Consider the following 12,938-nt stretch of genomic DNA (forward strand, 5'->3'; position numbering starts at 1 on the left):
CGCAATCCGAACAAACGGACCGACGAGGAATAAATTGGCATTTGACAAGTGCACGCTGTTGAGTTCTCAAGGAACGGACGCACCCACAAGAAACAGTCTTCCGACCTACCCGTGAGGCAGTTCACTAGATTGCCGTTCAGGCACGACCGACAGCACGAAAACTCCGGACGGAGTTGTTTTGCTGAGGATGTGTGCCGATTGGCAGGATCCCAACTGTAGACCAAAGAGTCGAAACTCTCAACATCTGGTGTTGGGGGTGGTTCGCTACTTGAGGGGCTGCGGGGCCTTTCGGCCGCTCCGCTCTCCCCTGTGGGGCGAACAAGTAATAATTTACGCGGGAACGGCGGACCCGTCGAATCCAGGCACCCCCCGGGCGTGTCGCGCCCCAGGGCCGCGGAAGGACGCGGGTTCTCAGGCAAAGCGGTCGGCTCCGCCCCATCCTCCGACCCACGCCTCGACGTGGGGTTCCGGTCCCACCGCGTGCACACCGTCGACGGTCACGGTGAGCGAGTGGTGTCCGTCGCCCATGTCCCATCGCCGCCGACGGCGGAGGGCGCGTCGACTGACCGCGTGGCCCAGCGTCGTCCCATCGGGCGAGACCAGTTCGACGGTGCCGACCGACGCGCCACTCAACACGGCGATCGCGCGAACCAGAGGCTCGGGGTCGAGCACCACCACCGGTACACGCAGCTCAAGCACGACGCGGACGTCGTCCCCCGCCTCGGCGGACACACGAGGGTCCTGGCCCAGCACTTCCGCCTCGCGCGCGGCATCCGTCACCACTCGTGCACGGGGGAAGGCGACGAGCAGGGAATCGACGCAGACGAACGCCGCGGCGGTCCCCACCCCCGCGGGCAGGCGCACCTCGAGGTCGGGCGCCGTCGGCAGCAGCCCTCTCGCGGACGACCCGTCCACAGGAATCAGCGACGCGAGACGCAGGGTCTGCTCGTTGCCCGCGCGACGGCGGTCGCCCGATTCCCGGCCGGCCCAATCCGGGCCGTCGTGCCAGGCGACGGCATCCGGGACGTGTGCGAACACCGCTCCGGCCTGCCACGCGCGATGCGCCCACTCCCAGTCTTCGCCGCCGTACGAAGAGAACGATTCGTCGAAGCCCCCGGACTCGGCGAAGAAGCGCCGCGAACAGGCGAGCACCGCGCTGATGACGTAGCGATAAGAGCGGTCGTCGGCGTCGAGCAGGTTTCCGCTACGCGCATAGGCGTCGCGCAACCACGCGGGCTCGTCGAGCTCTCGCGCGGGAGCCGACTCCGCGATCGGAGCGTCGAGCGGGACCTCTGAGAGGTCGGCGTGGCGGCGGCGTCCGACCGTCACCGCTTCGGGGAGCAGCGTCGGCAGGCGCACCATCTTGCGCACGTAGTCGGGCTCGGGTGTCGTGTCGGCGTCGAGGAAGCACAGCACCTCGCCCGTAGCGGCCTCGACCCCGAGGTTGCGGGCGGCCGCGGCGCGGAACCCGCGGTCGTCCTGCCGGACGAGACGGACACCCGCGGGGACGACGGGCTCGTCGGGGGATCCGTCATCGGCGACGATCACCTCAAGCAGACCGGCCGGATAGTCCTGCAACGCGAGGGCGAAGAGGGTGCGGGCGAGCTCGACGGGCTGGTCGTAGTGGGTGACGATGACGCTCACCCGGACCGGCTCGGGCTCGCGGTGGGCGAGCAGATCCCACCGGTTGCCCGGCACCCACGGCATCCGGTCGTTCCATACGCCGGTCGGCGACTCGCTCACGCGCGCGTCTCCGTCCACCAGTCGAGGTAGGCGCGCGCGGCATCGGCGCGACCGAAGGGCACCCGGTCCAGGCCGTGCCAGGTGGACCCGGGATCGGCGCGCGCGGCCGAAACGGCGGCCGCGAGGGCGTCGGGCTCGACGGGAGACAGGGTTCCGGGCCGCAGGGCGGCCATCTCGTCGACGTAGCGGTTGCGTACGGCGAGGGGGCGACGCCCCCATCCGATCCACGACGCGAGGGATCCGGACGCCGAGACGTGGCGATGCGCGATGACCGGCACCGCGACCCGGCTCACGCGCGCGGCCATGTCGACGTCGTCGAGCCACCCCGTGACCTCCACCCGGACTCCGCGATCCGCGGCGCGCCGCTCGAAGGCGGCGAGGTCGTCGGCGTGTCCGTCGGAGGCACGACCGAGCACGGTGAGGCGCGTCATGCCGGCCTCGACCGCCGCGTCCAGCGCCTCGTCGTGCCCCTTGCCGGGGTAGAAATAGCCCAGGACACCGAGCGAATCGTCGAGGGGCCCGGCCGAGGCGTCGGAGGTGCATTCGACGGGAAGCGGCACGACCGCGACGGGGCCGTTCCACACCCCCTCCTCGCGCAGCAGCTCGCGCTCGTGGGCGCTGTTGACGACGACGCCGCGCGCGGCCTCGACCACCGCGCGGTAGAACGCCCGGCGCCGCGGGCGGTTCCGCTCCCCATCGGACTCCTGCGGCACATCGTGCAGGGTGACGGTGAGCGGGTGGCGGGAGGCGAGGGCCTCGACGGCGCGCGCGGCGTCCTCGGGCGAGGCGCCCCAGAGGCGATCGGTCACGTGCGCGTGCACGGGCGTCCCACTCGGCAGCCCGGCCAGGGCGTCGGGCGTCACGGTCCGCGTCGCCGGCTCCAGCCGCACGACCTCCACCGCAATCTGACGGGCGTAGACGGCGACGCCGTGCGGCCCCGAGGGCGCGAGGAGCACGGGCGGGGCGGCATCCGGAATCGAAGACGTCGCGGTCACGCCGCAGCCGCCCAGGTGCGCAGGAGCGGGGTCATGCGCTCGACGACGGCCGCGAGCAGGGCGGGATGCGCGGCGTAGTACTCCGATTGCGCGTCGCGCACGGCCTCTGCGGGCACGCGCTCCCCCGCGACGATCCAGTCGGGCTCGGGAGCGTCGTCGAGCTCCCACGCATCGACGACCCACGACTCGAGGGGCGCGCGCACCGACGCGAGGATCGGGCGACCGGGGTCGACGACCTGGCCGGGGCGGCCGAGCGCGGCCACGATGCGTGCGCCCAGGGGCAGGAACAGCGCGTTGCCGGGGTGGTTCACCGTGCGGGCGAGGTCGGAGACGACGGGCGAGAAGAGGTCGGATGCCGACACGTCGAGCCCCATCGCCTCGCGGCGGCGCAGTTCGGCGATCGAGGCGGCGGCGATCTCGCGGACGGTGGTCGCCGGAAGTCGCGGCGGCACGGCGATGCCCGCCGCCGCAGCGACCGTGCGCACGTCGTGATACGCCACGATCGGCGGATCTTCGGGGAAATCGGGGAGGCGGAGCACCGCCTGGAAGGGATGCAGGCCCGCGAAGCGGACGGCCGGGACCGTGACGGTGCGGGCCGTAGACGGCAGGGCCGCGCGCAGCTGAGCGGTGCCGAGCGGGAGGCCGCGGTAGTCGTCGCGGATCGGCTGGACGACCAGGAACGCCGCCTCCTCCAACAATGCGTGCAGGCGTTCCGCGTCGGCCGCGTCGAGTTCGTGCACCGCGGGCACGCGGATCGCGGGCAGCGCGTCGGAGGAGATGACAAGGCGCAGCGACTCTGCCTGGCAGTTGCCCACGACGATCCCGAAGCCCGTCGGAGGAGCCACGTCGCCGAAGAAGGCGGCGTAGTGCGCCCGGCGCGCTATCACCGCGTCGCCGTGATCCGCAAGGCTGTGCAGCCCCGGCCTCTCGCCACCCATGATGAGGAACGTATCCGTCGGTGCCATCGTCGTCACAACCGCCCCGTTGCATTGCGATGTGCCTGGTGATGCGGTACGCGCATCCCTACGCACGCAACGCCACGAGGAGGAGAAGATCGTCACCACCACCGTCCCCCCGGTTCGAGTCGCCGCCGTTCCCTCGGCCCACCCCTACGTCACCGCCGTCGCCGACCCCGCGCACGTGCACCTGCTGGCGGATCCGCCGCCGCCCGGTGCTCCGGCCGGTCAGTGGTGGCCGCCCCAGGTGCTGCTGCCGACGTGGCTCGAGCAGCACGCCGCGGAGTTCGACCTCGTGCACGTGCACTTCGGCATCGAGTCGTACCGCCCCGACGAGCTCGCCGACACCGTCGCGACCCTGCGCCGCCTCGGAAAGCCTCTGGTCTACACGGTGCACGACCTCGAGAACCCGCAGTTGAGCACCCAGGAGGAGCATGGTGCCTCCGTCGCCGTGCTCGCGGAAGCCGCCGACGAGCTCATCACCCTGACCGACACCGCCGCGGAGGAGGTCCGGGCGATCGTGCACCGCTCCCCCACGGTCATCGCGCACCCCACGCTGCTGGGCGAGGCCGAGCGGCCGATGGGCACCGCACACGATCTGACGCGGGTGGGCGTGCATCTGCGCGACCTGCGTCCGAACATCGACGGCGTCGGCACCGTCGCCACCCTCGTCCGCGCGATCGCGGACCTCCGCGCCCAAGGTGCGCGCGTCGAGGGCGTCGTGCGGATGAACGAACGCGTTCGCGACGACGAGGCCGCGGCATCCATCGCCCTGCTCGCCGAGAAGTGCGGCGGCGTGCGGGTGGAACGGGGTCCGCGTCAGGACGACGACGAGCTCTCGACGTGGCTCGCCGACCTCGACGCGTGCCTGCTGCCCTACCGCCACGGCACCCAGTCGGGCTGGGCGGAACTCTGCTATGACCTCGCCGTTCCCGTGATCGGTACGCGCGTCGGCCACATCGCGGCACAGCACCCGGGCGACTTCCACACCTTCGGCGTCGGGGATCCGCTCTCGCTCGCCCGCGCGATCGTCGACGCGACCGATCCCGCCTGGTCGACCCCGGGTTCGCGGCGTCGCGCCGCCGAAGTCGAACGACGCCGTGGCGAACGCCTCACGGAGTGGGAGGCGGTGCGCGCGGCGCACCGCGAGGTCTACCGACGGGCTCTCTCTGCGGAGGTGGCCGCGTGATCCGCGGGCAGCGACCGCTGCGCGTGCTCGTGGTCGCGCCCTCGCGCTACGCGCTGCGTCAGCCGCACGCCGGCGGACTCGAAGCGGCCGTGTGGGATCGCGTGCGTTGGCTGCGCTCGCGTGGGCACGACGTGACCCTGTGCGCCGCCGACGGCTCGGACTTCCTGGGCGAGACCGCGGAGTTCCGCCTGCCGACTCCCGAGTGGACACGGCCCGAAGACGCCTCCGACACCGACTACCCCAGCGGCTACGCCGACGCGGTGGACGCCGCCTTCGACGCCGCGCGGGACCGCCTCATCGCCGACCGCCACCTCTACGACGTCGTCGACAATCACAGCCTGCACCCGGCGCCGATCCGCTGGAGCCGCGAGGCCGACATCCCGGTCGTCACGACGCTGCACACCCCTCCGCTCGAGCCGCTACTCGAAGCCGCCCAAGACGTGCGCGACAGCTCGCACCGATTCGTCGCGGTGAGCCAGGCGACAGCACGGGCGTGGTCGGTCGAGGGGGTCGACGCGTTCGTGTTCCCCAACGGCGTCGACACCGACCAGTGGACCCGTGGCGCGGGCGGGACCTCATGGGTCTGGACGGGGCGGGTCGTGCCCGAGAAGGCCCCGCACCTCGCCATCGAGGCCGCCCGCGAAGCCGGAGCGCACATCGTGCTCGCCGGCCGCATCGGCGACGTGGACTACTTCGAGCAGGAGATCGTGCCGCGACTCGGAGTGCACGCGCGGTACGTGGGACCGCTGCGGCAACCGGATCTCTGCCGCCTCGTCGGCTCGTCGGCCGTCGCCCTGGTCACCCCGATGTGGGAGGAGCCGTTCGGTCTGGTGATCGTCGAGGCCCTCGCGACGGGGACCCCCGTCGCCGCGTTCGACATCGGCGGGGTGTCGGAGGTGCTCGCGGGCATCCCCGGGGCCGTCACCGTCACCGCCGGTGACGTCGTGGCGCTCGCTCAGGCCGCCGCCCGCCTCGCGGAGACCGGCGCGCGCGAACCGCTCACCCGCGTGTGGACGCGGCGCGCCACGGTCCGTCAGCATTCGATCGCACAGCGCCACGGCGAGGTCGAACGCGTGCTCGCCCACGTCGCGCAGCCGGTGTCCGCGCGCCGTGTCCCGGCGGTGTCGTGGTGATCGGCTGGTACGTCCACCACCACGGGTTCGGGCACGTCGCCCGCTTCCTCGCCGTCTCGCCGCACCTGCGCGAACCCGTCGTGGCGTTCTCGTCGATGCCGCGCCCGGCGGGCCTGCCCTCTGAGATCGACTGGATCGAGCTGCCCCCGGACGCCGATGCGTTCGAGGACACCGACGGCACGATCATCGACCCGCGTCAGGCCGAGCCGACCGCCCGCGGACACCTGCACTGGGCCCCGCACGGGCACCCCGGGCATCGCGCGCGGCTGGCGGCCATCGCGGCCACCGCCGTCGACCGCGACCTGCGCGTGCTCGTCGTCGACGTGAGCGCCGAGGTCGTGGCCTTCGGACGCCTGCTCGGTCTGCACACCGTCGCGGTGACGCAGCCCGGCGAACGCACGGACCTTCCGCACGCTCTCGCCTACGCCCTGGCCGACCGCATCGTCGCGCCCTGGGCGCACGGCGCCGTCTCGACCACGGGACTCGCCGAGCACGCCGACCGCGTGATGTGGACCGGTGGGATCTCTCGCTACGACGGCCGGCCCGACGACGGCGCCCGCGACGCGCGGTCGGTGCTGCTGCTGGGCCGGGTACTCGACGACGATGTCCGCGAAGAGGCGACGGCCCGCCTGCGGGCCCGCGGGTGGGAGGTCACCGCGATCGGCCACGACGAGGAGTCCCGCGTCGACGACCCCTGGCCCCTGCTGACCCGCAGCACCGTCGTGGTCAGCGCCGCCGGGCAGAACAGCGTCGCCGACCTCGCGGCATCCGGATCTCGAGCCGTCGTCATCTCGCAGGACCGGCCGTTCGACGAGCAGCACCACACCGCCGACGCCCTCGGCCGGTGGGGACTCGCGCGTCGCGCCGATCAGACCGTCTCGGCCAACGACCTCGTGACCCTCGTCGAGAGCGCCGCCGGCGACGACCCCGACTGGGCGCTCTGGCAGGTCGCGGGCGCGGCCCGGCGCATGGCCTCGGCGATCGAGGCGGTGCTGCCGTGAAGACGGCCGTCATCACCGTCGCCTCGGCGGCGCGGCAGGAACACCTCGAACGACAGCGACGCGTGCTGGTGGAGGTGGCGGACGACATCGTGCGGGTGGAGGCGTGGCTCGACGAGACGCCCCCGACGCAGGCTCCGGATGCCGACACCCTCACGCTGCACGTGCCGCCGGGGCCGCACGGGATGCGCGTGGGCGAAGGGCGCAACCGCGCCGCCGCACGGGCTCTGGAAGCGGGCGCGGAACTGCTCGTCTTCCTCGACGTGGACTGCCTGCCGGGTGCCGACCTCCTGCCCGCGTACCGCGCCGCCGCGGCCGCGCACCCCGACGCGATCCTGGCCGGAGCTGTGACCTACCTGGCGAGCGTCCAGCGTCCCGAATCGGCATCCGACCTGCCCTTCCTGGTGCGCCCCCATCGCGCGAGGCCGGCGCTTCCCCCGCGAGAGACGCGCGCCGCCACCGCCGCGGAATACGACCTGTTCTGGTCGCTGTCGTTCGCAGTGACGCCCGCGACCTGGGCCCGGATCGGCGGCTTCCACGCCGGCTACGAGGGGTATGGCGCCGAAGACACCGACCTCGCCTGGACGGCTCGCGACGCCGACGTCGAGATGCGCTGGGTGGGCGGGGCCGATGCGTTCCACCAGTGGCATCCGGTGTCGTCTCCCCCGTGGCAGCATCTCGAAGACATCCTGCGCAACGGTGCGACGTTCCACCGCCGCTGGGGGTCGTGGCCGATGGGCGGGTGGCTCGACGCCTTCGCCGCGGCCGGGGCGATCGAGCGCCGCGGCGACGTGTGGGTGCGCACGGCCTGACGGCTGTCGAGTGTCCACGACACCCGGAGTGCCGGGAGACCCGGTCCGGGTGTCGTGGACAGTCAGCGATGGTTCGGGGCGCCCGCCGCCCCACGCCCCACGCTGGTCGCGGGGGCGCGGGGCGGGAGCGGGGCGCGACGAGCGGGTCGGGGCGTCAGGCGCGACGCAGCCAGACCGTCGTCTCACCCGGCAGCGTGTCACCGTCGAGCGCGCGGCTCGACACCAGCACCTCGCCGGCGGGCAGGGGCGCCGGCTGGTCGCCGAAGTTGGTCACCACGGTCCAGCCGTTCGGGCGCTCGAACGCCACGACCTCGTCGCCGGCCGCGTCGACCCACGTGAGCTGCTCGTCGGTCTGCAGTTCGTGCCGCAGACCGAGGGCGCGGCGGTAGAGCGTGAGGGTGGACGCGGGGTCGCCGTCCTGCAGATCGACGGCGTAGGTGGCGAACCAGTCCGGTTGCGGCAGGTGCGCCCCGCCCTCTCCGAACCCGAAAGCGGTTCCCGACTCCGACCAGGGCAACGGCACGCGGCATCCGTCGCGTCCCTGATCGATTCCGCGGCTGCGGAAGAACGTCGGGTCCTGGCGCTGGTCGTCGGGGATCTCGGCCACCTCGTGCAGGCCGAGCTCCTCGCCCTGGTACAGGTACGCGGAGCCGGGCAGGCCCAGCACGAACAGTGCGGCCGCGCGCGCACGGCGCTCGCCTCGCTCGGCGTCGAGGGTCGGCGACTGCCCACCCGAGAGCAGCCACTCGTTGCCGTGCTTGAGCGTCGGGCGCCCGTCGTCGCCGCGCTCGGCGTCGGGAAGGCCGTACCGCGTGGCGTGACGGACGACGTCGTGGTTCGACAGCACCCACGTGGTCGACGAGCCCGAGGTCGCGGCGAGGGCGAGGTTGTCGGCCACGATCGTGCGGAACTGGCGCGCATCGAAGTCGGCCTCGAGCAGGTCGAAGTTGAAGGACTGGCCGAGGCTCTCGGCGCTCGCGTACAGCGGCACGCGCGAGGGGTGCACCCACGCCTCGGCCACGGCGGTGCGCGGCGGGTCGTACGAGTTGAACACCGCGCGCCATTCGGCGTAGACCTCGTGCACGTCGTCGCGGTCGAGCAGCGGGTGGTTCCCATCGATCGGCATCGCGTCGAGCTCGGCCTGCGAGGGCAGGGGCTCGCTGAGGTCTTTGGTGAGCATGTGCGCCACGTCGATGCGGAACCCGTCGACGCCGCGGTCGCTCCAGAACCGCAGGGTCTTCACGAAGTCGGCGCGCACCTCGGGGTTCGACCAGTTCAGATCGGGCTGCGAGACGTCGAAGTTGTGGAAGTACCACTGGCCGTCGGCGACGCGCTCCCACCCGGATCCGCCGAAGACCGACACCCAGTCGGTGGGCGGCTCGGCCCCGTCGGGTCCGGTGCCCTCGCGGAAGATGTAGCGCTCGCGGGCGGCCGACCCGCGGCCGGCGGCCAGGGCCTCCTGGAACCAGGCGTGGTCGTTCGAGGTGTGGTTCGGCACGATGTCGACGACGACGCGGATGCCGTGGGCGTGCAGCTGCGCGATGAGCTCGTCCATGTCGGCCAGGGTCCCCAGCCGCGGGTCGACGTCGCGGTAGTCGGCGACGTCGTAGCCGCCGTCGGCGAGGGCCGAGGGGTAGAAGGGGCTGAGCCAGATGGCATCCACCCCCAGCTCGGCCAGGTACGGAACGCGCGAGGTGATGCCGGGGATGTCGCCCAGGCCGTCGCCGTTCGTGTCGGCGAAGCTGCGGGGATAGACCTGGTACACGACGGCCTGGCGCCACCAGTCGGGGGCGTCGGAGAGTTCGCGAGCGTGTGCGGACGGTGCTGCGGTGGTCACGGTTGTCCTTTCGAGGGGATGGTCGGTCAGCCCTTGACGGCGCCCTGCGTGACGCCCGCCATCACCCATCGCTGGGTGAAGAGATAGGCGACGATCGCGGGGGCCATGGCCATGAGGTACGAGGCGAAGGCGACGTTGTAGTTGTTGGAGAACTGCGTCTGGAACAGGTTCTGACGCACCGGCAGGGTCTGCAAGGCCGGGTCGCTGATGATGAGCGAGGGCATCATGAAGTCGTTCCACGCGTAGAGGAAGGCGAAGATGCCGACCGTCGCGCTCATCGGCGCCAGCAGCGGGAAGATCAGCTGCCAGAACGTCTGCCACGTGGTCGCGCCGTCGATGCGCGCGCTCTCTTCGAGTTCGAGGGGGATCGAGCGCAGGAACGCGGTGAACAGCAGCACGCTGAAGCTGAGCTGGAACATCGTGGCGAGGATGATCACGCCCAGCGGGTTGTCGAGCCCGACCCGGCCCGTCAGCTGGATCTGCGGCAGCGCGACGACGGGGAACGGGATGAACATGGCCGCGAGCAGGTAGAAGAACGAGTAGCGGAAGAGCTTGCGATCCCAGTTGCGGGCGATCGCGTAGGAGGCGAAGGCCGCGAGGATGATCGTGGCGACGACGGTGCCGGCGGTGACCAGCAGCGAGATCGCCAGGCCCACCGGGAACTTCGTCAGCGTCCATGCCTGGACGAACCCGTCGAAGCTGATCGGCGAGGGGAACGAGAACGCGTTGCCGTCGACGACCTGGGTGCCGCTCTTCAACGCCATCGAGACGGTGACGTACAGCGGCAGCAGTACGGTGAGGGCGCACAGCACGAGGATGGTCGTCGTGGGCCAGTTGACGCGCTCCATGCCGACGCGACGCGAGCGGCGGCGCGAGGGCTCGAAGCCAGCAGGCCCCTGACGCTCGGGGAGGGTGAGCTCCGCCTGCTCGACGGCGAGGGCGGGCTGGTTGAGGGCGGTCATGACAGGGTGTTCCTTCCCCGGGTCAGCGAGAGCTGCAGGAGTGAGATGACGACGGCGACCACGAAGAAGAGCGCGGCGTTGGCCATCTGGTAGGCGTAGTCGCCTCCGTTGAATCCCAAGATGATCGACATCGCGACGCTGCGGGTCGCGGTGCCGGGGCCACCGCCGGTGAGACCGACGATGATGTCGTACGCGTTCAAGAAGCCCTTGAAGCCGAGGATGACGTTGATCACGACGTACCCGGCCACCAGCGGCAGCGTGATGCGCAGCAGCTGCTGGGTCTTGCTCGCCCCGTCGAGGCCGGCGGCCTCGTACACGTCGCCGGGCACCGCCAGCAGACCCGCGATGTAGATCAGGAGCGTGCCGGGGATGGCCTGCCACGCGGTGACGATCACGATCGCTACCCATGCGAGGTCGGGGTTGGCGAGCAGGCTCGTCTCGAGCCACGGGATGCCGAGGGCCGCCCCCGCCTCGGGCACCGAGTTGCTGAAGAGGAAGTTGAAGACGTAGGCGATGATGATGCCGGAGATCACCATCGGGATGACGAAGACCGTGCGCAGCGCCTTCTTGAAGCGGATCTGCGCGGTCAGCCCGACGGCGAGCAGGAACGCCGCCACGTTGACGACGATCACGGTCGCGACCGAGAAGCCGAACGTGAACAGATACGCCTGCAGGATGGCCGGGTCGCTGAAGATCGCGATGTAGTTGGTGAGCCCGGTGAAGTTCCACTCCCCCAGGCCGATCGAGTCGGTGAAGCTGAGGAAAATGCCGATGAGACCCGGAACCGTGATCGCGAGCGTGAACAGCACGAGCGTCGGCAGCAGGAACAGGTAGTAGATCGGCTCGACCCGACGGGAGCTGCGACGCGCTGTCGCCTTGCCTCCCGTGACGATCGTGGTGGTGGTGGTCATCGCGCGGCCTCCTCGCCAGCGGCATCGTTCGTCGAGGCCGGGGGCTGGCGGAACGCCAGGCGCGACCAGTCCTCGTCCATCGTGCGCAGGGTGGCCTCGGGCGAGGCGCCGAAGATCATCGCCTGGGCGTAGTTGAAGGTCGGGATCGTCTTGGGCACCAGGACGGAGGCGCCCTGGTAGATGCGCCCCTCGTCGTAGTACGGGATCATCCCGGCCACGCGCGGGTCGCTCGGTGAGGGGGCGTCCGTGGTGGGGGCGAACCCGAGCTGCGACTCGTTGTACGCCTCGATGATCTCGGGCTGGTAGAGGTACTCGAGGAAGTCACGGGCGGCGTCCTGATGGCGGGAGGCCTCGGGGATGATCGCGGCGAGGTCCATGTTGACGCGCACCTTGAGGTCGGCCGGGTCGTCGGTCATGGGCAGCGGGAACGTGCCGACGGGCAGGTCGGGCGCGGTCTTGGCGATCTCGCCGAGCGCCCACGGTCCCTGCAGGTACATGCCCGCCTCGCCCTGGGCGAAGGCGAGGTTGCCGTCGCCGTAGGCCCGGCTCTCGGCATCCGGATTCGTGTAGTTCTGCGCCAGCTCGAGCATGCGGTTCATGGGCTCGGTGAAGTCCTTCGCGAACGACACCGGCGAGTCAGGCCCGACCTGCGCGCCCTCGCCGGCGAGGCCGTCGAAGAAGTCGATGACGTCGAGCGAGCCGCCCACGGAGTAGTCGTACCAGCCCTGCGCGACGGTCCAGTCGTCTTTGAAGGTGCCGTAGAACGGGGTCACGCCGTTCTGCGTCAGGGTCTCGGCGACCTGGATGAGCTCGTCGTAGGTGGTGGGCACCTGGAGCCCGAGCTGGTCGAAGATCTGCGTGTTGTAGATGACGGATGCCGCCATCACCGAGTACGACAGGGCGCTGGTGCGACCCGCGCACGAGCCGTACTGGTCCATGAGCGGCTGGAGGTCTTCGCGGACGCTCGCGGCGGCCGCGGTGCCGCTGAGATCGCTGAGCGCGCAGCGCTGGACGAAGCGGGCGACCTCGTAGTTGTAGTTGGCGAGCATGATGTCGGGCGGGTTGCCGCGGACGAAGCTCGCCGACACGACGTCGACACCCGAGCTGTCCATCTCGACGCGCACCTCGTCTTGAGAGGCGTTGTACTGCGCGACGACGTCGTTCATGAACGACAGCGCCTCGCGCTTGCTGAAGGTGAAGCGGATGGTCTCGCGCCCGTCGGCCGAGCATCCCGCGAGCAGACTCGCCCCGAGCACCCCCACCGCGGTCGCCGCGAGCCATCGTCGCCCGGCTCTGGTCTTCGTCGACACCTGGTTTCCTCCTCCGCCGCACTGCGAATATGTTGTATCAGCGACTAAATCTAGTCGCCAAATCAATGTCGTGGAGGCAGTATTGCATCGGG

Annotated in this window: 11 protein-coding genes; 4 read left to right on the forward strand and 7 right to left on the reverse strand. The window is 71.1% G+C overall.

The features are described from left to right. Positions 1 to 411 precede the first annotated feature (411 nt). Genes M3667_RS09290 through M3667_RS09300 form a run of 3 tightly spaced genes read right to left on the reverse strand, consistent with a single transcriptional unit; the run spans position 412 to position 3,703 of the window. Complete coding sequence (locus tag M3667_RS09290; RefSeq protein WP_251507532.1) at positions 412 to 1,743, reverse strand: glycosyltransferase; 1,332 nt, start codon at positions 1,741 to 1,743, stop codon at positions 412 to 414. Then, the gene (locus M3667_RS09295; protein WP_251507533.1) at positions 1,740 to 2,738 is read right to left on the reverse strand and encodes a glycosyltransferase; all 999 of its coding nucleotides are present in this window, start codon (positions 2,736 to 2,738) and stop codon (positions 1,740 to 1,742) included. Before M3667_RS09295 ends, M3667_RS09290 begins: the two co-directional genes overlap by 4 nt. Continuing rightward, the gene (locus M3667_RS09300; RefSeq protein ID WP_251507932.1) at positions 2,735 to 3,703 is read right to left on the reverse strand and encodes a WcbI family polysaccharide biosynthesis putative acetyltransferase; all 969 of its coding nucleotides are present in this window, start codon (positions 3,701 to 3,703) and stop codon (positions 2,735 to 2,737) included. Before M3667_RS09300 ends, M3667_RS09295 begins: the two co-directional genes overlap by 4 nt. Positions 3,704 to 3,734: 31 nt before the next feature. On the opposite strand from M3667_RS09300, the gene M3667_RS09305 reads away from it, so the two are divergent. From M3667_RS09305 to M3667_RS09320, 4 genes are read left to right on the forward strand one after another with little or no spacing between them, the layout of a single operon-like run. Next, the gene (locus tag M3667_RS09305) at positions 3,735 to 4,883 is read left to right on the forward strand and encodes a glycosyltransferase (RefSeq protein ID WP_251507534.1); all 1,149 of its coding nucleotides are present in this window, start codon (positions 3,735 to 3,737) and stop codon (positions 4,881 to 4,883) included. Further along, the gene (locus M3667_RS09310; protein ID WP_251507535.1) at positions 4,880 to 6,016 is read left to right on the forward strand and encodes a glycosyltransferase; all 1,137 of its coding nucleotides are present in this window, start codon (positions 4,880 to 4,882) and stop codon (positions 6,014 to 6,016) included. Before M3667_RS09305 ends, M3667_RS09310 begins: the two co-directional genes overlap by 4 nt. Further along, positions 6,010 to 7,017 carry a hypothetical protein gene (locus tag M3667_RS09315; protein ID WP_251507536.1) on the forward strand — a complete coding sequence of 336 codons (1,008 nt, stop codon included), beginning with the start codon at positions 6,010 to 6,012 and terminating at the stop codon, positions 7,015 to 7,017. Before M3667_RS09310 ends, M3667_RS09315 begins: the two co-directional genes overlap by 7 nt. After that, positions 7,014 to 7,826, forward strand: a complete 813-nt coding sequence (locus M3667_RS09320) for a galactosyltransferase-related protein (RefSeq protein WP_251507537.1) — start codon at positions 7,014 to 7,016, stop codon at positions 7,824 to 7,826. The genes M3667_RS09315 and M3667_RS09320 overlap by 4 nt, the downstream gene beginning before the upstream one ends. Positions 7,827 to 7,980: 154 nt before the next feature. Here the strand turns inward: M3667_RS09320 and M3667_RS09325 are convergent, their stop codons facing one another. The 4 genes from M3667_RS09325 to M3667_RS09340 all read right to left on the reverse strand — a co-directional run bounded on the left by M3667_RS09325 (position 7,981) and on the right by M3667_RS09340 (position 12,846). Then, a complete protein-coding gene (locus tag M3667_RS09325; protein ID WP_251507538.1) occupies positions 7,981 to 9,663 on the reverse strand; it encodes a glycoside hydrolase family 13 protein in 1,683 nt (560 codons plus the stop codon). Positions 9,664 to 9,689: 26 nt separating this feature from the next. Beyond that, a complete protein-coding gene (locus M3667_RS09330) occupies positions 9,690 to 10,511 on the reverse strand; it encodes a carbohydrate ABC transporter permease (RefSeq protein ID WP_144784729.1) in 822 nt (273 codons plus the stop codon). Between the two features lie 110 nt (positions 10,512 to 10,621). Then, positions 10,622 to 11,536, reverse strand: coding sequence for a carbohydrate ABC transporter permease (locus M3667_RS09335; protein ID WP_251507540.1), 915 nt, complete (start codon positions 11,534 to 11,536; stop codon positions 10,622 to 10,624). Further along, a complete protein-coding gene (locus tag M3667_RS09340) occupies positions 11,533 to 12,846 on the reverse strand; it encodes an extracellular solute-binding protein (protein WP_251507545.1) in 1,314 nt (437 codons plus the stop codon). The genes M3667_RS09335 and M3667_RS09340 overlap by 4 nt, the downstream gene beginning before the upstream one ends. Positions 12,847 to 12,938: the final 92 nt, after the last annotated feature.

The sequence above is a fragment of the Microbacterium sp. P26 genome (genome assembly GCF_023712585.1).
GTDB classification, from domain to species: domain Bacteria; phylum Actinomycetota; class Actinomycetes; order Actinomycetales; family Microbacteriaceae; genus Microbacterium; species Microbacterium algihabitans_A.

Coding starts and splice junctions, on each gene's coding strand:
- M3667_RS09300 (WP_251507932.1), bottom strand. CDS start 3,703: ATGGCACCGACGGATACGTTCCTCATCATGGGTGGCGAGAGGCCGGGG.
- M3667_RS09330 (WP_144784729.1), bottom strand. CDS start 10,511: ATGGAGCGCGTCAACTGGCCCACGACGACCATCCTCGTGCTGTGCGCC.
- M3667_RS09335 (WP_251507540.1), bottom strand. CDS start 11,536: ATGACCACCACCACCACGATCGTCACGGGAGGCAAGGCGACAGCGCGT.